The 25,486-nt window shown below is 69.1% G+C and carries 21 protein-coding genes; 14 read left to right on the top strand and 7 right to left on the bottom strand.

The features are described 5' to 3' along the window. The first annotated feature begins 467 nt into the window (after positions 1 to 467). From ACFVYN_RS07400 to ACFVYN_RS07380, 5 genes are all read left to right on the top strand, one after another. Positions 468 to 2,090, top strand: coding sequence for an ABC transporter substrate-binding protein (locus ACFVYN_RS07400; protein WP_389993820.1), 1,623 nt, complete (start codon positions 468 to 470; stop codon positions 2,088 to 2,090). A 151-nt stretch (positions 2,091 to 2,241) separates the two neighbouring features. Next, positions 2,242 to 3,168, top strand: coding sequence for an ABC transporter permease (locus tag ACFVYN_RS07395; protein WP_389993817.1), 927 nt, complete (start codon positions 2,242 to 2,244; stop codon positions 3,166 to 3,168). Continuing rightward, a complete protein-coding gene (locus ACFVYN_RS07390; protein WP_389993814.1) occupies positions 3,161 to 4,099 on the top strand; it encodes an ABC transporter permease in 939 nt (312 codons plus the stop codon). Before ACFVYN_RS07395 ends, ACFVYN_RS07390 begins: the two co-directional genes overlap by 8 nt. An 11-nt stretch (positions 4,100 to 4,110) precedes the next feature. Continuing rightward, positions 4,111 to 5,166 carry an ABC transporter ATP-binding protein gene (locus tag ACFVYN_RS07385; protein ID WP_389993811.1) on the top strand — a complete coding sequence of 352 codons (1,056 nt, stop codon included), beginning with the start codon at positions 4,111 to 4,113 and terminating at the stop codon, positions 5,164 to 5,166. Beyond that, positions 5,159 to 6,307, top strand: a complete 1,149-nt coding sequence (locus tag ACFVYN_RS07380; RefSeq protein ID WP_389993809.1) for an ABC transporter ATP-binding protein — start codon at positions 5,159 to 5,161, stop codon at positions 6,305 to 6,307. The genes ACFVYN_RS07385 and ACFVYN_RS07380 overlap by 8 nt, the downstream gene beginning before the upstream one ends. 193 nt (positions 6,308 to 6,500) lie before the next feature. Here ACFVYN_RS07380 and ACFVYN_RS07375 read toward each other — a convergent pair whose 3' ends face one another. The 6 genes from ACFVYN_RS07375 to ACFVYN_RS07350 form a co-directional block, all read right to left on the bottom strand. After that, complete coding sequence (locus ACFVYN_RS07375) at positions 6,501 to 7,490, bottom strand: ABC transporter ATP-binding protein (RefSeq protein ID WP_389993807.1); 990 nt, start codon at positions 7,488 to 7,490, stop codon at positions 6,501 to 6,503. Beyond that, complete coding sequence (locus tag ACFVYN_RS07370; RefSeq protein ID WP_389993804.1) at positions 7,487 to 8,485, bottom strand: ABC transporter ATP-binding protein; 999 nt, start codon at positions 8,483 to 8,485, stop codon at positions 7,487 to 7,489. The genes ACFVYN_RS07375 and ACFVYN_RS07370 overlap by 4 nt, the downstream gene beginning before the upstream one ends. Continuing rightward, entirely contained in the window at positions 8,482 to 9,393 is a 912-nt protein-coding gene (locus ACFVYN_RS07365) for an ABC transporter permease (protein WP_389993801.1), read from the bottom strand. Before ACFVYN_RS07365 ends, ACFVYN_RS07370 begins: the two co-directional genes overlap by 4 nt. Then, on the bottom strand, positions 9,390 to 10,421 hold the full coding sequence (locus ACFVYN_RS07360) for an ABC transporter permease (RefSeq protein ID WP_389993799.1): 1,032 nt from the start codon (positions 10,419 to 10,421) through the stop codon (positions 9,390 to 9,392). The genes ACFVYN_RS07365 and ACFVYN_RS07360 overlap by 4 nt, the downstream gene beginning before the upstream one ends. 7 nt (positions 10,422 to 10,428) lie before the next feature. Then, complete coding sequence (locus ACFVYN_RS07355) at positions 10,429 to 12,300, bottom strand: ABC transporter substrate-binding protein (RefSeq protein WP_389993797.1); 1,872 nt, start codon at positions 12,298 to 12,300, stop codon at positions 10,429 to 10,431. A 292-nt stretch (positions 12,301 to 12,592) separates the two neighbouring features. Beyond that, the gene (locus ACFVYN_RS07350; protein ID WP_389993795.1) at positions 12,593 to 12,796 is read right to left on the bottom strand and encodes a hypothetical protein; all 204 of its coding nucleotides are present in this window, start codon (positions 12,794 to 12,796) and stop codon (positions 12,593 to 12,595) included. Positions 12,797 to 12,986: 190 nt separating this feature from the next. Between ACFVYN_RS07350 and ACFVYN_RS07345 the strand changes: the two genes are divergently transcribed. From ACFVYN_RS07345 to ACFVYN_RS07325, 5 genes are all read left to right on the top strand, one after another. Beyond that, complete coding sequence (locus ACFVYN_RS07345; protein WP_389993793.1) at positions 12,987 to 14,630, top strand: ABC transporter substrate-binding protein; 1,644 nt, start codon at positions 12,987 to 12,989, stop codon at positions 14,628 to 14,630. Positions 14,631 to 14,637: 7 nt separating this feature from the next. Further along, on the top strand, positions 14,638 to 15,561 hold the full coding sequence (locus ACFVYN_RS07340) for an ABC transporter permease (protein ID WP_389993791.1): 924 nt from the start codon (positions 14,638 to 14,640) through the stop codon (positions 15,559 to 15,561). Next, positions 15,554 to 16,522 carry an ABC transporter permease gene (locus tag ACFVYN_RS07335; protein ID WP_389993789.1) on the top strand — a complete coding sequence of 323 codons (969 nt, stop codon included), beginning with the start codon at positions 15,554 to 15,556 and terminating at the stop codon, positions 16,520 to 16,522. Before ACFVYN_RS07340 ends, ACFVYN_RS07335 begins: the two co-directional genes overlap by 8 nt. Positions 16,523 to 16,856: 334 nt before the next feature. Beyond that, positions 16,857 to 17,831 (top strand): ABC transporter ATP-binding protein, encoded by a 975-nt coding sequence (locus ACFVYN_RS07330; protein ID WP_389993786.1) that lies wholly within the window; start codon positions 16,857 to 16,859, stop codon positions 17,829 to 17,831. After that, positions 17,824 to 18,861, top strand: coding sequence for an ABC transporter ATP-binding protein (locus ACFVYN_RS07325; protein ID WP_389993783.1), 1,038 nt, complete (start codon positions 17,824 to 17,826; stop codon positions 18,859 to 18,861). Before ACFVYN_RS07330 ends, ACFVYN_RS07325 begins: the two co-directional genes overlap by 8 nt. Positions 18,862 to 18,996: 135 nt before the next feature. On the opposite strand, the gene ACFVYN_RS07320 is transcribed toward ACFVYN_RS07325, so the two are convergent. After that, positions 18,997 to 21,117 (bottom strand): prolyl oligopeptidase family serine peptidase, encoded by a 2,121-nt coding sequence (locus tag ACFVYN_RS07320; protein ID WP_389993780.1) that lies wholly within the window; start codon positions 21,115 to 21,117, stop codon positions 18,997 to 18,999. 176 nt (positions 21,118 to 21,293) lie between these two features. Between ACFVYN_RS07320 and ACFVYN_RS07315 the strand changes: the two genes are divergently transcribed. The 4 genes from ACFVYN_RS07315 to ACFVYN_RS07300 all read left to right on the top strand — a co-directional run bounded on the left by ACFVYN_RS07315 (position 21,294) and on the right by ACFVYN_RS07300 (position 25,448). After that, positions 21,294 to 21,488 (top strand): hypothetical protein, encoded by a 195-nt coding sequence (locus tag ACFVYN_RS07315; protein ID WP_389993777.1) that lies wholly within the window; start codon positions 21,294 to 21,296, stop codon positions 21,486 to 21,488. An 86-nt stretch (positions 21,489 to 21,574) separates the two neighbouring features. After that, a complete protein-coding gene (gene mshB / locus ACFVYN_RS07310) occupies positions 21,575 to 22,432 on the top strand; it encodes an N-acetyl-1-D-myo-inositol-2-amino-2-deoxy-alpha-D-glucopyranoside deacetylase (protein ID WP_389993774.1) in 858 nt (285 codons plus the stop codon). Next, positions 22,429 to 22,839 (top strand): DUF6113 family protein, encoded by a 411-nt coding sequence (locus ACFVYN_RS07305; protein WP_389993771.1) that lies wholly within the window; start codon positions 22,429 to 22,431, stop codon positions 22,837 to 22,839. Before mshB ends, ACFVYN_RS07305 begins: the two co-directional genes overlap by 4 nt. 248 nt (positions 22,840 to 23,087) lie before the next feature. Then, positions 23,088 to 25,448 carry a hypothetical protein gene (locus tag ACFVYN_RS07300; protein WP_389993768.1) on the top strand — a complete coding sequence of 787 codons (2,361 nt, stop codon included), beginning with the start codon at positions 23,088 to 23,090 and terminating at the stop codon, positions 25,446 to 25,448. Positions 25,449 to 25,486 lie beyond the last annotated feature (38 nt).

Genomic DNA, 25,486 nt, shown 5'->3' with positions numbered 1-25,486 from the left:
CGGCTCGAACCGCACTAGGCTTTCGCCAGTGCGGTTCTGTCCGTCTTCTGTGAGCCGGCGATCGGTCTCGAGACGCGGACCGCTCGAACCGGGCGTGGCGGATCGTGCGCCTCTGCACAGGGGCGGCAGTTCCGCAACTGAATTTTCACGCCCGCTTCGTTCGGTATGCGAACATTCAAGTCCGATAGGTGTGTAACAAGTCCGTTTCGCAGGGATCTCTTCGCAAACCCTTTGTCCGGATTTTGGAAGATGTCCGCACAAGGTGTGATCGAACCGAGACCTTGCGAGTGTGGTTCGGTAATGACACATGGCAGATAGTTAGGCGCGTAGAGCTCGGGTGAACGGGGCGCGTGCTGCAGGTGGCGCCGACTCGCGAGCGTGGGGGCACTTGACCATTCAGGACCGGCGACGGTGGTGTCATGTGCTCTCTCATGCGATGAATCAATGGACTCATGAGGAGGAGCCCCATGCGTGGTGCCAAGAGCGCCAAGTGGGTTGCGATAGCTGCCGTTGTGGCACTGGGTGCAACAGCCTGTGGCGGTGGCGGGGACGACGGCAGCTCGGGCAGCGGCAAGGGCAACGGCGTTGTGTCGGTGATGATCGGCGAACCGCAGAACGGCCTGGTTCCCACCAACACGTACGAGACCGAGGGTGGCCAGGTCATCAACGCCCTCTTCACGGGTCTGACCAAGCTTGACGCCAGCAACAAGGTCGTCAACGCCATGGCGCAGTCGATCGAGACCAAGGACAACAAGGTCTGGACGATCAAGCTGAAGCCCGGCTACACCTTCCACAACGGCGAGAAGGTCACCGCCCAGTCCTTCATCGACGCCTGGAACTACGGCGCCGACCAGACCAACGCCCAGCAGACCAACCCGCTGTTCAGCCACATCCAGGGCTACAGCGACCTGAACCCGGGCGAGGGCAAGAAGCCGACGACCGACAAGCTGTCGGGTCTGAAGGCGGTTGACGACAACACGCTCCAGGTCACCCTCACCGCCCCGTTCGCGGCGTTCACGTCGCAGCTGTCGTTCACGGCGTTCGTGCCGCTGCCCAAGGCGTTCTTCAAGGACCCGAAGGGCTTCGGAGAGGCCCCGATCGGCAACGGCCCCTTCAAGATATCGGGCAAGTTCAAGCACAACGAGGCGATCAACACCACGAAGTACGACAAGTACCCGGACGCCTCGAAGATCGAGGTCAAGGGTGTCGACTTCAAGATCTACTCGAACCCGGACACGGCCTACAAGGACCTCGTCGCCGGCAACCTCGACTCGCTGCTGACGATCCCGAACTCGGGCCTGCCGACGTACAAGAAGGACCTGCCGGGTCGCACGATCGACGAGGCCGACTCGGCCGTCGGTTACATCGGCTTCCCGATCAAGTACAACAAGGCCTTCCAGAACGCGGACCTCCGCAAGTCCATCTCCATGGCGATCGACCGGAAGACGATCTCGGAGAAGGTCTTCCTCGGTGCGCGTACGCCCGCCGACGACTACATCAGCCCGATCATCGACGGCTACCGCAAGGGCGCCTGCGGTGACGCGTGCACGCTGAACGTGGCCAAGGCCAAGGAGCTCTACAAGAAGAGCGGCGGGCTGCCGGGCAACAAGCTGGAGCTCGGCTACAACGCCGACGGCGGCCACAAGGAGTGGATCGAGGCGGTCGCCAACCAGCTCCAGCAGAACCTGGGCCTGAAGGTGACGGCCAAGCCGTTCGAGCAGTTCCAGACCATCCTGAACGACCTGGACGCCAAGAAGTACCAGGGCGCGTTCCGTATGGCGTGGAGCATGGACTACCCGGACATGGAGGACTACCTCCGCCCGGTCTTCTCGAAGGACGCCATCGCCAACGGCTCCAACTACTCCGGCTACGTCAACGAGGACTTCGAGAAGCTCCTCGCCCAAGGCGACAAGGCCGCGACGCACGAGGAGTCGGTCAAGATCTACCAGCAGGCGGACGACGTCCTGCTGAAGGACATGCCGTACATCCCGGTGTACTTCTACACGCTGAACGCCGGCTTCAGCGACAAGATCAAGTCGATGTCGATCGCCGGTCACCAGATCCTCTGGGACACGGTCAAGCTCAGCTGATCCGTAACTGAGCAGGTCCTACCCAACGGACCGCAGGGTGAGCAGGGGGAAAGGCTCGTAGCCCTCCCCTGCTCACCCCTTCTGCCGTCTCCCGTCCGTCAGTGCCGTCCCCCACGGCCGTGGGCGGTTCGAGCACCCCTCTGGAGTACCGATGGGCCGATACGTGGTGCGCCGTCTCCTGCAGGTGATCCCTGTGGCGATAGGCGTTACGTTCATCATCTTCTGCCTGGTCTTCGCTCTGCCCGGCGACCCGATCCAGGCATTGGCCGGCGACAAGCGCGCCGACCCCAACATCGCGGCGATCCTTCGCGATCACTACCACCTCAACGAGCCGCTGTACCAGCAGTACTGGCACTACATCAGCGGCGTCTTCACCGGCGACCTCGGTGAGACGTACAACGGCCGGGCCATCTCCGACATCGTCTCCGAGCGATTCCCCGTCACCCTGAAGCTGGGGCTGACCGCCTTCGCCATCGAAGGCGTCATCGGCATCCTGGCCGGCATCATGTCGGCGTTGAAGAGGGGCAAGTTCCTCGACAACGTGGTGCTGGTCGCCACGCTCGTGCTGATCTCGGTCCCGGTCTTCGTGCTCGGTGCCGTGCTACAGCTGGAGTTCGGCGTGAGCCTCAAGATCACACCGGTCGCCGGCATCGAGAAGGGGTGGCCGCAGAGCTACATCCTTCCGGCCGTCGTGCTCGCCTCGACCTCCATGGCCTACATCGCACGGCTGGTGCGGACGAGCATGGCGGAGTCGATCCGGGCCGACTACGTCCGTACCGCGGTCGCCAAGGGTCTGCCGCGGCGCCGGGTCATCGGTGTGCACGCCCTGCGCAACTCCATGATCCCGGTCATCACGTTCCTGGGCTTCGACCTGGGTGCCCTCATGGGCGGCGCCATCATCACCGAGCGCGTGTTCAACATGCCGGGCATCGGTGGCCAGTTGGCCCAGTCCGTATATCTGCGCGAGCGGCCCGTCGTGGTCGGTCTGGTGACCCTGCTGGTGCTGATCTACCTGGTCGCCAACCTCCTCGTAGACCTGCTGTACGCCGTGCTCGACCCGAGGATCCGTTATGAGTGAGAAGACGCTGGAACGGCCCACCACCGACGAGGACGCCCTCGCCAAGGAGATCGAGGCCGAGGAGAAGGCCGCGGCCCGGCAGGCGAGCCTGCTCAGGGACGGCTGGGCCGACCTGCGCAAGCGGCCCATGTTCATCGTGACGGCTCTGGTCATCCTGGGCCTGCTCGCGCTGGCGATCGCGCCCAGCCTGTTCACGGCGCGCTCCCCGTTCTCGGGCGGGTTCTGCCAGCTGCAGGACTCCATGAACGGGCCCTCGTCCGGGCACCTGTTCGGCTTCGACGTGCAGGGCTGCGACATCTACACGCGCACCGTGTACGGCACCCGCAACTCGATCGTCGTCGGGGTCGTGACCACCATCGCCACCACCCTGATCGGCGGGCTGGTAGGCATGCTGGCCGGCCTGATCGGCGGCTGGACCGACGCTCTGCTGTCCCGGATCACCGAGGTGTTCGCGGGCCTGCCGCTCATCGTCGGCGGTCTGCTGATCATGTCGATCTGGGGCGGCGGCGACGTGTGGTCGGTCTCGCTCATCATGGCGATCCTCGGCTGGCCGCAGGTCTTCCGGATCATGCGGGGCGAGGTCATCGCGAACAAGTACAACGACTACGTGACGGCCGCCCGGGCGCTGGGCGCGGACTCGTGGCGGATCGCTTTCCGGCACATTCTGCCCAACACGCTCGCCCCCGTCATCGTCATCACCACCATGAACCTCGGGGTGTACATCGGTGCCGAGGCCGCACTGTCCTACCTCGGCATCGGCATCCAGTACCCGAACATCTCCTGGGGCGTGATGATCAGTGACGCTCAGGACAGGTTCCTGACCTCGCCGCACGCGTTGCTGTTCCCGGCCGGCGCACTGAGCCTCACCGTGCTGGCCTTCATCATGCTCGGCGACGTGGTTCGCGACGCCTTCGACCCCAAGATGCGCTGAGGGAGGCGTACGTGACCATCATCGACCCGACAGACGCCATCCCGGCTCCGCGTGCCGGCGAGACGACAGCCCCGCTGCTGGAAGTGCGGGACCTGCACGTGGAGTTCAACACCCGCGAGGGCGTGGTCCGCGCCGTCAACGGCGTGAACTACACGGTGGAGTCCGGTGAGACCCTCGCGGTTCTCGGCGAGTCCGGCTCCGGCAAGTCCGTGACCGCGCAGGCGATCATGGGCATCCTCGACATGCCGCCCGCCCGCATCCCCCAGGGTGAGATCCGCTTCCGTGGCCGGGACATGCTCACCATGGCAGAGGAGGAGCGGCGCAAGCTCCGCGGTGCGCGCATCGCGATGATCTTCCAGGACGCACTCTCCTCGCTCAACCCCGTGCTCAGTGTGGGGTTCCAGCTCGGTGAGATGTTCCGGGTGCACCAGGGAGCATCGCGCAAAGCGGCCAAGGCCAAGGCCGTCGAGCTGATGGACCGGGTGAAGATCCCGGCCGCCGCGGCCCGGGTGAACGACTACCCGCACCAGTTCTCCGGCGGTATGCGCCAGCGCATCATGATCGCCATGGCGCTCGCCCTGGAGCCGGACCTGATCATCGCGGACGAGCCCACCACGGCTCTCGACGTGACGGTCCAGGCCCAGGTGATGGACCTGCTGGCGGAGTTGCAGCGCGAGTACCAGATGGGCCTCATCCTGATCACCCACGACCTGGGAGTGGTCGCGGACGTCGCCGACAAGATCGCGGTGATGTACGCGGGCCGGATCGTGGAGACGGCGCCGGTGCACGAGCTGTACAAGCGCCCTGCCCACCCCTACACCCGCGGCCTGCTCGACTCGATCCCGCGGCTGGACCAGAAGGGCCAGGACCTCTACGCGATCAAGGGTCTGCCGCCCAACCTGCTCAAGGTGCCCCAGGGTTGTGCCTTCAACCCGCGGTGCGACAAGGCACAGGACATCTGCCGTACCGACTCTCCGCCGCTGGTTGCGGTGACGGAGCGGGACGGGACGGAACTGCCCGGCCGCGCCAGCGCGTGCCACTTCTGGAAGGAGACGATCCATGGCTGAGCCGACCAAGGCAGCCGAGCCTCAGGACGCGACGCCCAACGTCTCCGACGTGGAGATCGCCGACGTGCACTCGCCGGAGGAGGCTGTCGCCGCCCTCGACGCGCCCGTCGAGCGGGGTGAGCCGATCCTGCAGGTGCGCAACCTGGTGAAGCACTTCCCGCTGACCATGGGCATCGTCATCAAGCGGCAGGTCGGCGCCGTGAAGGCCGTCGACGGCATCTCCTTCGACCTGTACCAGGGCGAGACCCTGGGCATCGTGGGCGAGTCGGGCTGTGGCAAGTCGACGGTTGCGAAGCTCCTGATGAGCCTGGAGCAGGCGACGGCGGGCGAGGTCTTCTACAAGGGCCAGGACATCACCAAGCTGTCCGGCAAGGCCCTCAAGGCGGTCCGCCGCAACATCCAGATGATCTTCCAGGACCCGTACACCTCCCTCAACCCGCGCATGACGGTGGGCGACATCATCGGGGAGCCGTTCGAGATCCACCCGGAAGTGGCCCCCAAGGGCGACCGGCGCAGGAAGGTCCAGGAACTGCTGGACGTCGTCGGCCTCAACCCGGAGTACATCAACCGCTACCCGCACCAGTTCTCCGGCGGTCAGCGCCAGCGCATCGGCATCGCCCGCGGCCTCGCGCTCAACCCGGAGATCATCATCTGCGACGAGCCGGTGTCCGCGCTGGACGTGTCGGTCCAGGCGCAGGTCATCAACCTGATGGAGGGACTGCAGGACGAGTTCAACCTGTCCTACATCTTCATCGCGCACGACCTGTCGATCGTCCGGCACATCTCTGACCGCGTGGGTGTGATGTACCTCGGCAAGATGGCCGAGATCGGCACCGACGAGCAGATCTACGAGCACCCGACGCACCCCTACACCCAGGCGCTGCTGTCGGCGGTCCCCGTGCCGGATCCGGAGGCCCGCGAGCACCGCGAGCGGATCATCCTCACCGGTGACGTGCCCTCCCCGGCCAACCCGCCGTCCGGCTGCAGTTTCCGCACCCGGTGCTGGAAGGCGCAGGACAAGTGCGCGGAGGAGACGCCGCTCCTGGCGATTCCCGAGCGCTTCAAGGGCTCGGACACCCCGGCGGCCCACGAGTCGGCCTGCCACTTCGCCGAGGACAAGGACGTCGTGCACGCGGCCTGACGCCACTCAGCACACCGTCACGGTTCCCGGCACCCTCGAGGGTGCCGGGAACCGGCATGTCCAGCGGTGAGCGGAGACCGGCTTCGCTGTCTGCAGCCGCGCGTTGTCGAGCGTTCACCGGCGATGAGGGCGGGCCGCCATGGCAGGCGGTGACCGGGGCCCCACCACCCCGCGGTCCATGCCGGGAACAGCGTCAGGAGGAGACCCGGGTCCGGGCCCAGTGGCAGGCCACCTGCGTCTCGTCCCCGCCCCGCAGCACCTCCAGGTCCTCCGTGCGGCACCTGTCCGCGACGCCCGCCCGCTCCGCCTCGCCCGAGGCCAGGACCTGGCAGCGGGCGTGGAAACGGCAACCGGAGGGAATCCTGGACGGATCCGGAGGCTCACCGCTCAGCACCACCGGCTCGCCCGGCGCCTCCGGGAGGACCGACAACAGCGCCTGGGTGTACGGATGCCGGGGAGCCGTCAGGACCTGCTCCACCGTGCCCGTCTCCACGATCCGGCCGAGGTACATCACCGCGACCCGGTCGGCGACGTTCCAGGCCAGACCCAGATCATGGGTCACCACCAGGGCGGACAGGCCCAGTTCGGTGCGCAGGCGCAGCAGCAGGGCGAGGATCTCGCCACGCACGGAGGCGTCCAGCGAGGCCACCGGCTCGTCGGCCACGATGAGTTCGGGCTCCAGGACCAACGCGCCGGCGATGACGACCCGTTGACGCTGGCCGCCGGACAGCTCGTACGGGTACCGCAGGAAGAAGCGCTCGGGCGGACGCAGGCCCGCCCGGGAGAGGGCCTCGGCGACCGCCGCCCGCTCGTCACCCCCGTGTCCGTGGATCCGCAGCCCCTCGGCGACCGCCTCGTACACCGTGTGCCGGGGGTTCAGCGATCCGCTGGGGTCCTGGAGCACCAGCTGGACGCGTTTGCGGTAGGCCTTCAATGCCCGGGAGGAGTACACCAGAGGCTTTCCGTCGAAGCGGACGCTCCCGGAGGTCGGCCGGACCAGGCCCAGCAGCGAGCGCGCCAGTGTCGTCTTGCCGCACCCCGACTCGCCGACGAGGGCCACGATCTCCCCGGCACCGATGTCGAGTTCGACGCCGTCGACGGCGCGGGCCGGCGCGGAGCCGTGGCGTCCGGGGAAGGTGACGTGCAGGCCCCGGGCGCTGAGGAGGGGAGGGGGAGTCGTCATGTGCTGCTCCTGACGTCCAGGGCCGGACCGGCCGGAGGCGGCACCGACGACCCCACGTGCACGCACGCCGCACGCCGCCCCTGGCCCGCCTCGCGCAGCGCCTGATCCTGTGTGGCACAGACGTCCAGCGCCACCGGGCAGCGCGGATGGAAGGTGCAGCCGGAGGGCAGCGCGGCCGGGTCGGGCGGGTCGCCGGCCAGGCCGTGCGGCGCGAACCGGGAGGCCGCGTCGCCGATGCGCGGGAACGCCGCCGACAGGGCCTTGCCGTACGGGTGCAGTGCGGCCTCGTAGACCGCTCGGGCGGGCCCCTCCTCGACCACCCGGCCCGCGTACATCACGGCCAGCCGGTCACAGGTGGAGGCGAGCACCGTCAGGTCGTGGCTGATCATGATCAGGCCCAACTCCTGCTCGGCGACCGACTGCTGGATGAGCCGGAGGATCTGCGCCTGGATCATCACGTCCAGGGCCGTCGTCGGTTCGTCGGCGATGACGAGCCGCGGGTCGCAGGCGAGCGCCATGGCGATCATGACGCGCTGGCGCTGGCCGCCGGAGAGCTCGTGCGGATACGCCCGCGCCCGCGCGGCCGGCAGCCCCACGTGCTCCAGCAGCTCGCCGGCCCGTTTCCTCGCCGCGCCCGGGGTCGCCCCGCCGTGCAGCAGGATCGGCTCGGCGATCTGGTCGCCGACCCGGTGCACGGGGTTGAGCGAGTGCATGGCGCCCTGGAAGACGATCGAAGCGCCCGCCCAGCGCACCGCGCGGACCCGCCCCCATCGCATGGTCAGGACGTCCTCCCCGTCGAGCAGGATCTGCCCGCCGACCTCCGTACCGGCCGGAAGCAGCCGCAGCAGGGCCAGCGCCAGCGTGGACTTGCCGCACCCCGACTCGCCGGCGATGCCCAGCTTGCGTCCGGCTTCCAGCGACAGGTCCACGCCGCGTACGGCTTCGGTTCCGCCCGGATACGTGACGGTCAGGTTCCGGACCTGGAGAAGGCTCAACGGGTCACCCCCAGCCTGGGATTGAGCACGGACTCCACCGCCCGCCCGCACAGGGTGAACGCCAGCGCGACCAAGGCGATCGCGATGCCGGGCGGCACCAGGTACCACCAGTCGCCGGCACTGACCGCGCCGGCCTCGCGCGCGTCCTGCAGCAGCCCGCCCCAGGAGATGACCGTCGGATCACCGAGGCCGAGGAAGGCGAGCGTCGCCTCGGCGAGCACCGAGGAGGAGATCATCAGCGTTGTCTGGGCGAGGACCAGCGGCATCACGTTGGGCAGGACATGCCGGGTCATGATGTGCCAGTGGCCGCCGCCGAGCGCCTTGGCCCGTTCGATGTACGGCCGTGACTCCACCGAGAGCGTCTGGGCACGCACCAGCCGGGCCGTCGTCGGCCACGAGGTGACGCCGATCGCGAGGATCACCGTGCCGAGGGAGCGGGACATCACGGTGGCCAGCGCGATGGCGAGCACCAGCGTCGGCATCACCAGGAACCAGTCCGTGATCCGCATCAGCACGGTCGCGTACATGCCCTTGAAGTGCCCGGTGGTGATGCCCACGACCGCACCGATCGCCACCGAGAGCACCGCCGCGAGCAGCCCTACGAGGAGCGAGACCCGTGCCCCCCAGATGACCAGTCCCAGCAGATCGCGCCCGAACCGGTCGGTGCCCAGCGGGAATTCACCGCTCGGCGCCTCCAGTGGAGCGCCCGGGGCATCCGTCACGCCGGCGACGTCGGAGCCGACCGTCAGCGGCGCGGTCAGCGCGGCGAGACCGAACAGGACGAGCGCGCCCAGGCCGAGCAACCCGGCTCCGTGCCTGCGGTAGCTCTTCCAGAACCGTGCGGCGGACCGACGGCGGCGCTGCCACGCGAGTCGACGGGGGGTGGCCTTGACCAGGTCGGTGGTCATCGGCCCACCCGCGGGTCGAGCAGTGGATAGATCAGGTCGGCCAGCGTGTTCATGACGATCACCGCCGAGGCGAAGAAGAGGAACAGCCCCTGGACCAGGGGCAGGTCGGGCACGCTCAGCGCCTGGTAGAACAATCCGCCCAGGCCCGGCCAGGAGAAGACGGTCTCGACCAGGATGACGCCCGCGACGGTCCGGCCGAGGTTGATGAAGACCAGGGTGACCGTGGGCAGCAGTGCGTTGGGCACGGCGTGCCGGCGTCGGACCAGGTCGTCCCGGAGCCCCTTCGCGCGGGCCGTCGTGAGGTAGTCGCTGCCCATCTCGTCGAGCAGCGCCGAGCGCGTCACCAGCAGCGTCTGGCCGTACTCGACGGCGACCAGGGTGAGTACCGGGAGTACGAGGTGGTGGGCGACGTCGACGACGTACGCGAGGCCCTCCTCGCCGCCCGACTCCATGCCGCCGGTCGGGAACAGCCCCGGGACCGGGCCGAGGCCCACGCCGAACACGATGATCAGCAGCAGGCCCAGCCAGAACGACGGGACGGAGTACAGCGTCAGCGCCAGGCCGGTGTTCAGCCGGTCGCCGAGCCCGCCGCTCCGCCAGGCGGTGCGGGTGCCGAGGAACATACCGAGCACCGTGTAGAGGACGAAGGCCGTGCCGGTCAGCAGCAGGGTGTTCGGCAACGCCTCGGTGATCTTGTCGATGACCGGGGCGCGGAACTGGTACGAGGTCCCCAGGTCACCGGTGAGTGCCTTGCCGCAGTAGTTCGTGAACTGCTCCCACAACGGCAGGTCGAGCCCGAACTCCTTGCGGTAGGCGGCGAGCTGGGCGGCCGAGACGGGACGGCCGCCCGTCATGGTCTTGACCGGGTCGCCGGGGATCAGACGGAACAGGAAGAACCCGGTGACGAGGACGGCCAGCAGCGAGACGGCGGCGCCGCCCACCTTGGCCGCCACGTACCTCGGATAGGCGGTGCCGGTGCCGGGCCGTCTCGCCCTGGCGACGGGCGCTGTTACCGCGTCGGAGACCATGGACCACCTATTCGCGGTCGTCGGCGGTGGTGCGGCGACGCCTCGCGAGGAAGAGCCCGGCGCCGGCGAGGACCACTACCCCCGCGACGACACCGACGACCACCCCGGTCGAGGAGCCCCCGGAGGAGGAGTCGGAGTCGGCCGGAACAGCCGACCACCAGCTCCAGTAACCGTCCTGGCCGTAGATGTTGCCCGCCGCCTCGGGCATCGTCTCGATCGACTTGATCTGGTCGGTGCGGTAGGCCTCGACGGCGTTCGGATAGGCCATGACGTTCATGTACCCCAGGTCGTACAGGCGTGACTCCATCTGCTTGACGAGAGTGGCCCGCTTTGCGGAGTCGTACTCCGCGAGCTGCTTGGCGTACAGCTCGTCGTAGGCCTTGTCACAGATGAAGTTGTCCGTCGCGCCGGTGTCCTTCGGGGTCGCGGGCAGGGCCGCACAGGTGTGGATCGACAGCACGAAGTCGGGGTCGGGGTTGACCGACCAGCCGTCGAAGGCCAGGTCGTACTTGCCGGCGAGCCAGGGGTCGGTGACGTTGTCCAGGCAGTCGAGCGTCATTCCGATGCCGAGCTTGCCCCACCACTCCTTGAGGTACTGGCCGACCGCCTTGTCGTTCGGGTCGGTGGCGTGGCACAGCACGCGGTAGTTCAGGGGCTTGCCGTCCTTGCCGACCCGCTTGCCGGCGGCGTTCTTCCGGTAGCCGGCCCGGTCGAGGAGCTGGGCGGCCTTCGCGGGGTCGTAGGAGAGCGTCCGGCTCGCCGAGGGCTTCCAGAAGTACGTCGAGAAGCGTGGCGGGATGTAGCCCTGCCCCTCGACCGCGTGCCCCTGGAAGACCTTGTCGATGATGGCCTTTCGGTCCACCGCCATGAACAGGGCGTTCCGTACGCGTTGGTCCAGCAGCGAGGGGTCGCCGTCACCGAACTTCTGGCCGTTCTTCGCCCGGGCGCCGGGGTTGGTGGCGAGGGCGTAGAAGCGGCGGCCGGGGGCGTCGTTGACCTTGATGTCCTTCTGGCCCTTGAGGGAGGCGGCCTGAGCCGGTGTCAGGGCGGGCTGGCCCGCGACGAACGAGACCTCGCCCTTGCGCAGGGCGGCGACGGCGGCGTCCTGGTCCTTGTAGTACTTGAAGACCAGCTCGTCGAACTTGGGCGCCCCGCGCCAGAAGCTCTTGTTGGCCTTGAGCCTGACGTAGCTGTCCGCCTTGTAGTCGGCGAGCACGAACGGTCCGTCGCCGACGACGGGGAAGGACTTGTCATTGTTGAACTTCGAGAAGTCCGAGACGTCCTTCCACACATGCTCGGGCACGATCGGCACGTCGAGCGCGGTCATGGTGGCCTGCGGCTTCTTCAGCTCGATGACCAGCTTGGTGGGACTCGGCGCCGTCACCTTGCTGAAGTTGCCGACGAAACTGCCGTTCGCGGTGGCGGCCGCCTCGTCGGTCATCATCTTGTTGAAGGTCCAGGCCGCGTCCTGGGCGGTCACCTTCTGCCCGTCCGACCACGTGGCGTCGGAGCGGATCGTGTACGTCCAGGTGAGTTTGTCCGCGGACGGCGCCCACTTGGTGGCCAGGCCCGGGACCGGATGGGCGTCCCCGGGGTCGTAGTCCGTGAGGTACTCGTAGGTCAGCCGCAGGATGCTCGTGCTGAGAAGGCGCACCGCCAGGAAGGGGCTCAGCGAGTCCACACTCTGCGCGACAGCCACGGTGAGGACCTTCTTGCCGTCGGCTGCCTCCGCCCGTTGGGGCGCCGGGTCGAGCGGAGTCACGAGGCCGGCCGAGAACGTCACAGCGAGGGCGACGGCGGTCACGACGAGCCGGAGTAAGCGGGGGCGGGTGCTTCTCGGGTGTGAACGCCTTGTGCCGTGCTGGTCTTGTGTGCTCATGAATCGTGACCTCGCGTCATCGTTCGCACAGGGACGGCTTGTTCGGACTTCGCGATCGGATTCTGCCTGGGGGCGCGGTGGGGTGATGAGTGTGTCTACCAGCGGCGGTCCGCGTGCGTCAACGGCGTGTGAAGCCACCGTGGCCTGCGGAAACGGTGAGTTGATGTCCGATGCCGCAGATATTGGTCCAGACAGGTGAAGGGGGCCTGGTGAAGAGCTGATGCCGCGACCCGGCAACGAACGCGCTCGTGCGGCGGGAGGCGGGACTGGGGGAATGGGAGGGTTCTGCGCGTCAACCGAGGTTGGGGCGGACCGTCGAGGCTTCGACCCGCCCGCCGACCGCGTGCATGGCGTCGAAGACGGCCCGCGGCAGGTTGTACGGCACCGCGTCGGCCTCGGAGTCCCAGCCGTCCATGAGTTGCCCCTTGCCCTCCCCGACCGCCCCGACGACGGCCGCCGCGACGAGGTCGTCGGTCGCGGTGGCGGCCTCACGCATCACAGGGGAGTGGTGACGGGCCTCACGGGTCGAGAGGACCCCGAAGGACCCCCATACGGGTGGGGCTGTCCTGCGTATGGGCCGCCCGGAATGCACGGTATGCGCGGTATGGCGATATTGACCGGTAACGGATCAGCGCTCCGGCGTCGGGGCCACGGCGCGTACCTGCGCATTCTCGAGGAGGCACTCCATGCGTGGAGCCACGCACGCCAGATGGGCCGCTTGCGCGGCCGCGGCAGCCCTCGCGGCGACGGCCTGCGGTGGTGGGGACAGCGGCGGCGACAGCGGTGGCAGCGGTGACGCCGGCGCCGTGCTGAGCTCCTCCTGGGGTGACCCGCAGAACCCGCTGGAGCCGGCCAACACCAACGAGGTGCAGGGCGGCAAGGTCCTCGACATGATCTTCCGCAACCTGAAGAAGTACAACCCGGAGACGGGCAAGGCCGAGGACATGCTCGCCGAGAAGATCGACACGAGCGACTCGCAGAACTTCACGATCACCGTCAAGGACGGCTGGACCTTCAGCAACGGCGAGAAGGTCACCGCCAAGTCCTTCGTGGACGCCTGGAACTACGGCGCCTCCCTCAAGAACAACCAGAAGAACGCCTACTTCTTCGGCTACATCGACGGCTACGACAAGACGCACCCCGACGACGGCGGCAAGCAGAGCGCCGACACCCTCTCCGGACTCAAGGTCACCGGCCCGAGGACCTTCACCGTCAAGCTCAACCAGAAGTTCTCGACCTTCCCCGACACCCTCGGCTACCCGGCCTACGCCCCGCTCCCGCAGGCCTTCTTCACCGACCACGCGGGCTGGCTGAAGAAGCCGGTCGGCAACGGGCCGTACACCATCGACTCGTACACCAAGGGCTCGCAGATGGCCCTGAAGAAGTGGGACGGCTACCCCGGCCCCGACAAGGCGCAGAACGGCGGGGTGACCCTCAAGGTCTACACCGACAACAACACCGCCTACACCGACCTCATGGCCGGCAACCTCGACCTGGTCGACGACGTCCCGGCCGCCCAACTCAAGAACGTCAAGAGCGACCTCGGCGGCCGCTACATCAACACCCCGGCCGGCATCATCCAGACCCTCGCCTTCCCGTACTACGACAAGAAGTGGAACAAGGCCGGCATGGAGAAGGTCCGCACCGGCCTGTCCCGGGCGATCGACCGTGCCCAGATCACCGAGACGATCTTCCAGAAGACCCGCACCCCCGCCACCGACTGGACCTCCCCGGTCCTCGGCAAGGAGGGCGGCTTCCAGGACGGACTGTGCGGGGACGCCTGCGACTACGACCCCGCCGCGGCCAAGAAGCTCGTCAAGGAGGGCGGCGGACTCCCCGGCGGCCAGATCAAGATCACATACAACGCGGACACCGGCTCCCACAAGCAGTGGGTCGACGCCGTCTGCAACTCCATCAACAACGCCCTCGGCAACGACAAGGCCTGCGTCGGCAACCCCGTCGGCACCTTCGCCGACTTCCGCAGCCAGATCACCGCGAAGAAGATGAGCGGCCCCTTCCGGGCGGGCTGGCAGATGGACTACCCACTCATCCAGAACTTCCTCCAGCCGCTCTACTACACCAACGCCTCCTCCAACGACGGCAAGTGGTCCAACAAGGACTTCGACAAGCTCGTGAACGAGGCCAACGCCGAGACCGACACCGGCAAGGCGGTCCAGAAGTTCCAGGAGGCCGAGAAGGTCGTACGGGACAACATGGCCGCCATCCCGCTCTGGTACCAGAACGGCAGCGCGGGCTACTCGGAGCGGCTCTCGAACGTGAAGCTCAACCCGTTCAGCGTCCCCGTCTACAACGAGATCAAGGCCGGCTGACCCCGCCATGGGACGGTACGTCCTCCGGCGGCTGCTCCAGATGATCCCGGTGTTCATCGGGTCGACCCTGCTGATCTTCCTCATGGTGAACGTGATGGGCGACCCCATCGCGGGCCTGTGCGGCGACAAGCAGTGCGACGCGGCGACGTCCGCCCAGCTCAAGAAGGAGTTCGGCCTCGACAAGCCGGTCTGGCAGCAATACCTCACCTACATGGGGAACGTCTTCACCGGCGACTTCGGCACCGCGTTCAACGGCCAGAAGGTCACCGAGCTGATGGCGACGGCGTTCCCCGTCACCATCCGGCTGACGATCGTCGCGATCCTCATCGAGATCGTCGTCGGCATCACGCTGGGCGTGATCACCGGACTCAAGCGCGGCCGGCCCGTCGACACCTCGGTCCTCCTGCTCAGCCTCGTCGTGATCTCCGTGCCCACCTTCGTCACCGGTCTGCTGCTCCAGCTGCTCCTCGGCGTGGAGTGGGGCTGGATCAAACCCTCGGTGTCCACCGACGCCACCTTCGGCGAACTGCTCGTGCCGGGTCTGGTCCTCGCGTCCGTGTCGCTGGCGTACGTGACCCGGCTGACCCGCACGTCCATCGCGGAGAACAGGCGGTCCGACTACGTCCGTACAGCGGTGGCCAAGGGCCTGCCGAGACGGCGGGTCATCGTGCGGCACCTTCTCCGCAACTCGCTCATCCCCGTCGTCACCTTCATCGGCACCGACATCGGCGCCCTGATGGGCGGTGCGATCGTCACCGAGCGCATCTTCAACATCCACGGCGTCGGCTACCAGCTCTACCAGGGCATCCTGCGCCAGAACACCCAGACCGTGGTCGGCTTCGTCACCGTCCTCGTCCTGGTGTTCCTGGCGGCCAACCTGATCGTCGACCTCCTGTACGCCGTCCTCGACCCCAGGATCCGCTATGCCTGAACCCCAGCAGCAAGAGGGCGCGATCGCCGGGACCGGAATGGGCGGCGCGATGGACCTCGCCGTGAGCGAGGCGACCACCCTGGAGAAGGGCCCCGACGGTACGGGCCCCCAGGACAGGCCCCGCTCGCTGTGGTCCGACGCCTGGCGCGACCTGCGCCGCAACCCGGTCTTCATCATCTCCGCGCTGGTGATCCTCTTCCTGGTCGTCATCTCCCTGTGGCCGTCGCTGATCGCCTCGGGCAATCCGCTCAAGTGCGACCTCTCCAAGGCCCAGGAGGGCTCCCAGCCGGGGCATCCCTTCGGCTACGACGGCCAGGGCTGCGACGTCTACACGCGCACGGTCTACGGCGCCCGTACGTCCGTGACGGTCGGCGTCTGCGCCACGCTGGGCGTCGCGATCCTCGGGTCGATCCTCGGCGGCCTCGCCGGGTTCTTCGGAGGCTTCTCGGACTCGATCCTGTCCCGCACCACCGACATCTTCTTCGCGATCCCCGTGATCCTCGGCGGCCTGGTGCTCCTCTCGGTCGTCACGAGCAGCACGGTGTGGCCGGTCATCGGGTTCATGGTGCTGCTGGGCTGGCCGCAGATCTCCCGCATCGCGCGCGGCTCGGTGATCACCGCCAAACAGAACGACTACGTGCAGGCGGCCAGGGCGCTGGGCGCCTCCAACTCCCGCCTGCTGCTGCGCCACATCACCCCGAACGCGGTCGCCCCGGTGATCGTGGTCGCGACCATCGCGCTCGGCACATACATCTCCCTTGAGGCGACCCTGTCGTACCTCGGCGTGGGCCTCAAGCCCCCCACCGTCAGCTGGGGCATCGACATCTCCGCGGCCTCCGCGTACATCCGCAACGCCCCCCACATGCTCCTCTGGCCCGCCGGAGCCCTCGCGATCACGGTCCTCGCCTTCATCATGCTCGGCGACGCGGTCCGCGACGCCCTCGACCCGAAGCTGAGGTGACGGGAGATGACGGCGACCGCGGGAGAGGGCCGGCCTTCGGGCGGTGTCGTCCGTGAGGCGAGCGGTTGTAGTGCTCCGGCGACGGAGCGCGGTATGAGGCCCGGGTCACTCCGGTGGTGCTGTGTCGGCGCGGGCGCTCCGTGCGGGCGAGCGAGCGGCCGGGCGTCTCGTGGTCGTCGCGCGGTGGGTCCGGGGCGGCCGTCGGAGGTCTCGTCACCTGCCTCGCCACGCCCCCGTTCCTGCTGCCCCGCCCCCACACCCCCTCCCCGTTCCCCGTTCCTCCCGCCCCCGGCGCTCCCCGCGACGCCCCGACCCGAAGCCGAGGTGAGTCGTCGTGTTGCTCGAAGTGCGTGATCTGCATGTGGAGTTCAGGACCAGGGACGGGGTGGCCAAAGCGGTCAACGGGGTCGACTACGGGGTGGACGCGGGGGAGACTCTCGCGGTGCTCGGGGAGTCCGGGTCGGGGAAGTCGGTGACCGCGCAGGCGATCATGGGGATCCTCGACATGCCTCCCGGGAGGATCACCGGGGGCGAGATCGTCTTCCGGGGCCAGGACCTGCTGAAGCTGAAGGAGGACGAGCGGCGCAAGGTCCGTGGCGCCGAGATGGCGATGATCTTCCAGGACGCGCTGTCCTCCCTCAACCCCGTGCTCTCCGTCGGCGACCAGCTCGGCGAGATGTTCGTCGTGCACCGGGGGATGTCGAAGAAGGACGCGCGGGCCAAGGCCGTCGAGCTGATGGACCGTGTGCGCATTCCGGCCGCCGGGCAACGTGTGAAGGACTACCCGCACCAGTTCTCCGGCGGCATGCGCCAACGCATCATGATCGCGATGGCCCTCGCCCTGGAACCCGCGCTGATCATCGCCGACGAACCGACCACCGCGCTCGACGTCACCGTCCAGGCCCAGGTGATGGACCTGCTCGCCGAGCTCCAGCGCGAGTACCACATGGGGCTCATCCTCATCACCCACGACCTCGGTGTCGTCGCGGACGTCGCCGACCGGATCGCCGTCATGTACGCCGGACGGATCGTCGAACAGGCCCCCGTCCACGACATCTACAAGGCGCCGGCCCACCCCTACACCCGCGGGCTCCTCGACTCCATCCCCCGTCTCGACCAGAAGGGGCAGGAGCTGTACGCGATCAAGGGGTTGCCGCCCAACCTGATGAACATCCCGCCGGGCTGCCCCTTCAACCCCCGCTGCCCGATGGCTCGGGACGTGTGCCGCACCGACGTGCCGCCTCTGTACGACGTTGACGACAGACGCACGAGTGCCTGTCACTTCTGGACGGAGTGCCTCAATGGTTGAGCCGATCCTGGAAGTGAGTGGACTGGTCAAGCACTACCCGTTGACCCAGGGCATTCTGTTCAAGAAACAGGTCGGTGCCGTCAAGGCCGTGGACGGCGTGGACTTCACGCTGCACAAGGGGGAGACCCTCGGCATCGTCGGGGAGTCCGGCTGCGGCAAGTCGACCGTCGCCAAGATGCTGGTCAATCTCGAGCGCCCGACGCAAGGGTTGATCAAGTACAAGGGCGAGGACATCACCAAGCTTTCCGGCAAGGCGCTCAAGTCGGTCCGCCGCAACATCCAGATGGTCTTCCAGGACCCGTACACCTCGCTCAACCCCCGTATGACGGTCGGCGACATCATCGGGGAGCCGTACGACATCCACCCCGAGGTGGCTCCCAAGGGCGACCGGCGCCGGAAGGTCCAGGACCTGCTGGACGTCGTCGGCCTCAACCCCGAGTACATCAACCGCTACCCGCACCAGTTCTCCGGCGGCCAGCGCCAGCGCATCGGCATCGCCAGGGGGCTGGCCCTGCGCCCGGAGGTCATCGTCGCCGACGAACCGGTCTCCGCCCTCGACGTCTCCGTCCAGGCCCAGGTGATCAACCTCCTGGACCGGCTCCAGAGCGAGTTCGAGCTGTCGTACCTCTTCATCGCGCACGACCTGTCGATCGTCCGGCACATCTCGGACCGGGTCGGGGTGATGTACCTCGGGCGGATCGTCGAGATCGGCCGGGACGAGGAGATCTACGACCACCCGACGCACCCCTACACCCAGGCGCTGCTGTCCGCCGTGCCGGTGCCCGACCCGGAGGCCCGCGAACACCGCGAGCGGATCATCCTCACCGGCGACGTCCCGTCCCCGACGAACATCCCGTCCGGGTGCCGCTTCCGCACCCGCTGCTGGAAGGCCCGGGAACGCTGTGCGCTGGAGGTCCCGCTGCTGGCGGTGCCCGCGGAGTTCCGGTTCGCGGGCGGACCCGCGGCACACGACTCGGCGTGCCACTTCGCGGAGGAGAAGCAGGTCGTACCGGCCGAGGAGCCGGAGTAACACGGAGGCAACTTGGCCGACCCGGTTCCGATATACGGACGCGTCAGGCTCTACGACGTACGGCCGTGCGGGTGCCGTAAGCGGGCCGGGACGCGCCATGTCGTCCCGGCCCGCTGCTGTTCCTGCGCCAACCGCCTACGCCATCCCCAAGGACCGCTTCAGGAAGTCCAGCTGAAGCCGCAGCAGGTTCTCCGCGACCGTCTCCTGCGGGGTCATGTGCGTCACGCCGGACAGCGGCAGCACCTCGTGCGGGCGACCGGCGGCCAGCAGGGCCGAGGACAGGCGCAGGGAGTGGGCGACCACCACGTTGTCGTCCGCGAGGCCGTGGATGATCATCATCGGGCGGTGCGGCTCGGCCGCGTCGACCAGACCCTCGTCGTCGACCAGCGAGTTGCGGCGGTAGACCTCCGGCTGCTCGTCCGGATGGCCGAGGTAGCGCTCCTGGTAGTGGGTGTCGTACAGGCGGAGGTCGGTGACCGGGGCGCCCACCACGGCCGCGTGGAAGACGTCCGGGCGGCGCAGGGCCGCGAGGGCCGCCAGATAGCCGCCGAAGGACCAGCCCCGGATCGCGACCCGGGAGAGGTCCAGGGGGAAGTCCCCGGCGAGTGCCTGGAGCGCGTCGACCTGGTCCTGGAGGACCACCTCCGCGAGGTCGTCCCGGACCGCCTTCTCCCAGCCCGGGGAGCGGCCCGGGGTGCCCCGGCCATCGGCCACGACCACCGCGAAGCCCTGGTCGGCGAACCACTGCGAGGTCAGATGCGGGTTGTGCGCGGCGACCACCCGCTGCCCGTGCGGGCCCCCGTACGGGTCCAGCAAAACCGGAAGGGGGCTGTCACCGGCGTAGTCCCGCGGCAAAAGCACGGCGCACGGAATCCGCCGTGCGCCCCCCTCGACCAGCGTCACGCGCGGGGTCAGACCGGGATCTTCCGCGTACGATGTGACCGTCGCCGTCTCCTTGCCGTCGCGCAGCACCCGCGCACGGGTGCCCGGCCGGTCGAGGGTCGCCGACACCAGCACGGTCACGCCCCCGGCGCGCACCGCCGAGTGCACGCCGGGTTCCTGTGAGACGCGCTCCATTCCGAGCTCGTTCACCCGGTAGACGTGTACCTGGCCGGTCTGAGGGGACTCGGCCTCCGCGCCGGCCGACGCCGAGACCAGCACGTCGTGCGCGGTGACGTCCAGTACCGCGCGGACGTGCAACTGCGGTCCGGTCAGCGGGCGTTCACCGACCGCGAGGACCCGCGCGCCGCCCTCGTCCGCGATCCGCACGAGCTGTCCCGAAGGGCTCCAGCAGGGCACCCCGGGGAAAAGATCCAGCCAAGTTGGATCTTCGTCCGCGTGCACCATCCGGGTCGCGCCGGACTCCGGGTCCACCGCCAGGTACAGCTGACTGCGCTGGTCGCGCGCCTGTACGAGCAGCAGTGGAGCACCCGCCGCTGACCAGTGCACATGGGCCAGATACGGATAGCGCTTCCGGTCCCAGGAGACCTCCGTGCGCGTCCCGTCCAGATCGATCACGAACAGCCGTACGTCCGCGTTGGCGGTGCCCGCGGCCGGGTACGGGACGTGTTGTGGATCACGCTCGGGGTGGGCCGGGTCGGAGATCCACCAGCGCCGCACCGGCGTGTCGTCCACGCGCGCGACCAGCAGCCGGTCCGACCGCGGCGACCACCAGAAGCCCCGCGTGCGGTGCATCTCCTCGGCCGCGATGAACTCCGCGAGGCCGTGGGTGACGTGCTCCGACTCCGGGACGGCGAGCGCCCGGTCGCCCTCGCCCTCGGCGCCCACGACCCGCAGGGAGCCCTGGGCGACATACGCGATGTGCCGTCCGTCAGGGGCCGGGCGGGGGTCGATCACCGGCCCGGGGACGGCCAGTTCACGCGCCGTGCCGGCCCGTAGCTCCGCCGTGAAAAGCCGCCCTGACAACGCGAAAGAGGCCAATTCGACGGCCGCGTCGGTGGCGTAGCCGACGACGCCGGCACCGCCCTCGCGGCTGCGTTCGCGGCGCGCCCGTTCCTCGGGCGAGAGGCGCTCCTCGGTGCCGCCCAAAAGGGCGCGCGGATCGGCCGCCACGCGCTCCCCGCCGTCCGCCACGTCGAGCACCCACAGCGAATTCGCCCGGTCCGTGCCGGAGTTCGAGCGCAGGAACACGACACGCGATCCGTCGGGCGACACGGTGAACGCGCGCGGCGCGCCGAGGGTGAAGCGCTGGGTGCGGGCGTGCCGTCGGGGAAAGAAGTCAGGCTCGGTCGTCATGCCCCGACCATATTGGCCATGCGCCCCCTTGTGCGGCCGTGCGCCGACGGATGCGCAGGCCCGGATAGTTATGATCACTACCGCATAGTGGGTATGAACCTGCTGGCTGACGTATGGATTTATCTGCTTCCCCGGTCCGACCCCCGCGCTCTTGGGATCTTTGGAGGTGAGCCGCCGTGGCACTCTCGATTTCGGCGGTGGTGCTGCTGGCGATCATCGTCTTCTTGTTGGTCAAGAAGTCGGGACTGAAGGGCGGGCACGCCGTGGTGTGCATCCTGCTCGGCTTCTATCTCGCCGCTTCTTCGATCGCACCGACGATCAGTGAGGTGACGACCAACATCGCGGGCATGATCGGCAGCATCAAGTTCTGACGCGACTGCGACGACTCGACTGCGACGACCCCGCCGCGACGACCCGGCCGCGCGGGACCGTCGGTGGCTCCTCGTAGGCTGGGGCCATGACGGAACAGCCCGCTCGGCGTCTGCTCCTGGTGCACGCGCACCCGGACGACGAGTCGATCAACAACGGCGCGACCATGGCCAGGTACGCGGCCGAGGGTGCCCGCGTGACCCTGGTCACCTGCACCCTCGGTGAGCTCGGCGAAGTCATCCCGCCCGGGCTGCGGCACCTGACCGGCGCCGCCCTGGCCGAGCACCGGCGGGGCGAGCTCACCTCGGCCCTTCGTGCACTCGGCGTCGAGGACTCCCGCCTGCTCGGCGGCGCCGGGCGCTACCGGGACTCCGGAATGACGGGCCTCCCGGACAACGACGACCCGGCCTGCTTCTGGCGGGCCGACGTCGACGAGGCGGCCCGTCATCTCGTCGAGGTGATCCTGGAGGTGCGCCCCCAGGTCCTCGTCACCTACGACGACCACGGCGGGTACGGCCACCCCGATCACATCCAGGCCCACCGTGTCGCCACGCGCGCCGTCGAACTCGCCGCCGACGCCGGGTGGCGGATCCCGAAGGTCTACTGGAACCGGGTACCCCGCACGGTCGGCGAGCAGGCCTTCGCGCAGCTCCACGCCGACCTGCCGGGCCTCCCCTTCGCCAAGGCCGCCGTCCTCGACGACGTACCGGGCGTGGTGGACGACGAACGGATCACCACGGAGATCGACGGCACGGCGTACGCCGCCGCCAAGAGCGCCGCGATGGCCGCGCACGCGACCCAGATCGACGTGTCCGGAGCGTACTTCGCGCTCTCCAACGAACTCGCGCAACCCCTCTTCACCACCGAGTACTACGAATTGGTGAGCGGGGAACCCGGGGACACCAGGGAGACCGATCTGTTCTCCGGGATCGAGGGCGCGTCATGAGCGACCGGACGCCGATGCTCGCCCAGCCCCTGCAGCGCCCCTCCGCCGGACGGGTCGCCGCCTACCTGGGCCTTTTCGTGCTCGGGGCGGTGGTGGGGCTCGCGGGAGCGCTGGTGCAGGGCGGCTGGTTCCCGGGCGGACTGCTGCTCGCACTGCTGGGCGAGGCCGGGCTGCTGCTCGGCGGGGCCCGCGCCACCGGCAGCCGCGCCGGAGCCGTCGCACCGGCCGGTGGCTGGATGCTCGCCGTCATCTTTCTCACCACCAGCCGACCGGAAGGCGACTTCGTCTTCGCGGCGGGAAGCGGCTCCTATCTCTTCCTGCTCGGCGGCATGGCTGTGGCTGTGATCTGCGCCACCCTTGGACAGGGGCGGCAACCGGGCGGCGACACCGTCCGACTTGGCAAGTGACGTACCACTTTTCCGCATCGCGCGCGTGCGAGTCCCGTGTGGGTTTCCCCAGCGGTCGTGGGATACAGGCCAGAAGTGGCCAGTATGGTGGTGCGCGCCGCCGGCGCCCGAAGCAGTGAGGTCGAAACGGGCGGCGGAGCCAACCGGGAGAACCTGCCTTGAGTCGTGAAACTGACAGTCCGTCCTCCGGGCCCAACGGGCGCGGCGGAGCCGCCTACCCCTCGGGCACGCCGCCGTACGGGACGCCCATGGCTTCCGACGGCGGTCCGGACGCGGGCCGTTCGGCCACGCAGCCGGAGGAACGCAAGACCGAGACCACGCTGACGACCCGGATCCGGATCAACATCCCCGGTTCGCGGCCGATTCCGCCGGTCGTGGTGCGCCAGCCCGTCGCGGACACGGAGAGTTCCGGCGACAGAGGTCCCGAGACCGAGGCGCCGACGCCGGGTCCCACGCCGTCCCCGGGCACCGTCGAGGTGCCCGGGGAAGCCGCCCCGTCCGCCGCCGACGAGAGGCCGAGCGACTGGTTCGCGCCCCGCAAGTCCGGCCCCGCCAAGGGGCCTCAGGGCGGCGGGGCCACCAACGGGGCCGGTCTGCCGGGCGGTTCGGCCGCGGGTGCGCCAGGCGGCACAGGTGCCGGTGCGTCCGCACCGCGTCACGGGAGCCGGCCCGGCGGTGTGGTCGGTTCCATGAGCGTGCCGGGCGGTTCCCGTTCCGGCGGTACGAACGGCGCGGGCCTCCCCGGAGGAGCCACCGGAGGTCCCGTGGCCCCCGGCCACGGTGGCGGCACGGGCTCGTTCGACGTCACCGAGGCGCTGAACGCCGGTCCGCGCGGCACGGAATCCCGCCGCGACGAGCTGCCGTACTTCGCTGAGAACGGGAACGGGAACGGGAACGGTCTCGGCGACGGCTCCGGCGGCCCGGGCGGGGAGCAGGGGCAGGGCGGCTTCGGGGCGCAGGGCGGCCCCGGTGGCCCCGGCCCCCAGAACGGTCAGATCGACTACGGCGGCGGCCAGGGCGGCCGGATCGACTACGGCGGCGGCTTCGGCGGACCGCAGGGTCCCGGCGGCCCGGGCGGCTCCCAGGGGCCCGCGGGCCCGACGGGCGGCCCGGTCACCGGCGACGGCCCGGTCGTGCCGCCCGCCGGACCGGACCCCTTCGCCGGGGCCGAGTCCTTCGGCGGCGAGTCCTTCAACGGTCCCGACGGCTTCGGCGGCCAGGGCGGCCACGGCGGCCCGGGCAGCGGCGCACGCGGCCCGGGCGGCCCGGGCGGCCCGGGCGGAACCCACGGTCACGGTGGAACCCGCGGCCAGGCCGGTCAGTCGGGTCAGTCCGGTCAGGGCGGCCCCGGCACCCTCGGCCGTCCGGGCGGCCCCGGCGCCCCCACCCCCGGCGGCGCTCCCGGTGCCGGTCTCGGACCCGGTGGCGGTCTGAGCGACGACACCGCGATCCTCACCCCGCAGAAGCCCGCCCCCCAACCGGGCGCTCCCGGCTACGGCGCCCCGGACAACGTCTCCGGGCACACCGTCACCAGCGGCATGCCGGTCGTACCGTCAGGCGCCCGGAACGCCCCCCGCGGGCCGGCCACCGACGGCCGTACGCCCCCGAAGCTGCCCGACACCGCGACGCAGGAGGCCCCGGCCGCCGCGTCGAAGAAGAAGAAAAAGAAGGGCCGCAGCAAGCTCGCGCTGCTCGGCGGCACCGTGGTCCTCCTCGGGGTCGGTGCCTACGGCGCCGGTCTCCTGATGAACCGGTCCGACGTGCCCAAGGGCACCACCGTGCTCGGCGTGGACATCGGCGGCGGCACCCGCGACGATGCCGTCAAGAAGCTCGACGACGCCCTCGGCGGCCGGGTGAACCAGGCCCTGAAGCTGTCGGTCGGCGGCGACACCGTCTCCCTCAAGCCGGACCAGGCGGGGCTCCAGCTCGACGACCAGGCCACGGTCGCCGCGGCCGCGAAGAGCGACTACAACCCGGTCTCCGTGATCGGCTCCCTCTTCGGCAACCACCGTGTCGTCGACCCGGTCATGCCGGTCGACGAGGAGAAGCTCCAGGCGGCCCTGGAGGACGCCTCGGGCGGCGCGGGCTCGGCCAAGGACGGCACGATCAAGTTCGTCAACGGCAAGGCCGTCGCCGTCTACGGCAAGGCCGGCAAGGGCATCGACGTCGCCAGGTCGACCACCGCGGTCGAGGACGCCTACCGCACCCAGGTGGAGACCGGCACCGCCGGCTCGGTCACGCTGCCGACGACCACGAAGCAGCCGACGATCTCGAACGCCGAGGTCGACCGGATGATGAAGGAGTTCGCCGAGCCCGCGATGTCCGAGGTCGTCATCATCCGGACCGACGCGGTGCACAGCATCAAGTTCGGCTCGCTGTCCCTGCCGAAGATCCTCGGCTTCAAGGCGGTCGGCGGCAAGCTCGTGGAGACGTACGACCTCGAAGCGCTCAAGGAGGCGTACGGCACGACCTTCGCCGGGGTGCAGATCAACGGCGCGAGCGGCAAGCGCGACGTCCTGCCGCAGGACGTGGCCTCCGCCCTGCGCAAGGCGCTGCGGGGCAAGACGACGGCCGAGCGCACTCAGGTCATCGACACCAACCCGAGCTGAGCGAAGGGAGTGCCGCATGACATCTGTCATGCGGCACT

This window comes from Streptomyces sp. NPDC058307, assembly GCF_042880295.1.
In the GTDB taxonomy this organism is placed as follows: domain Bacteria; phylum Actinomycetota; class Actinomycetes; order Streptomycetales; family Streptomycetaceae; genus Streptomyces.
The sequence above is the reverse complement of the archived record's forward strand: the minus strand, read 5'-3'. Positions and strand labels throughout refer to the sequence as shown.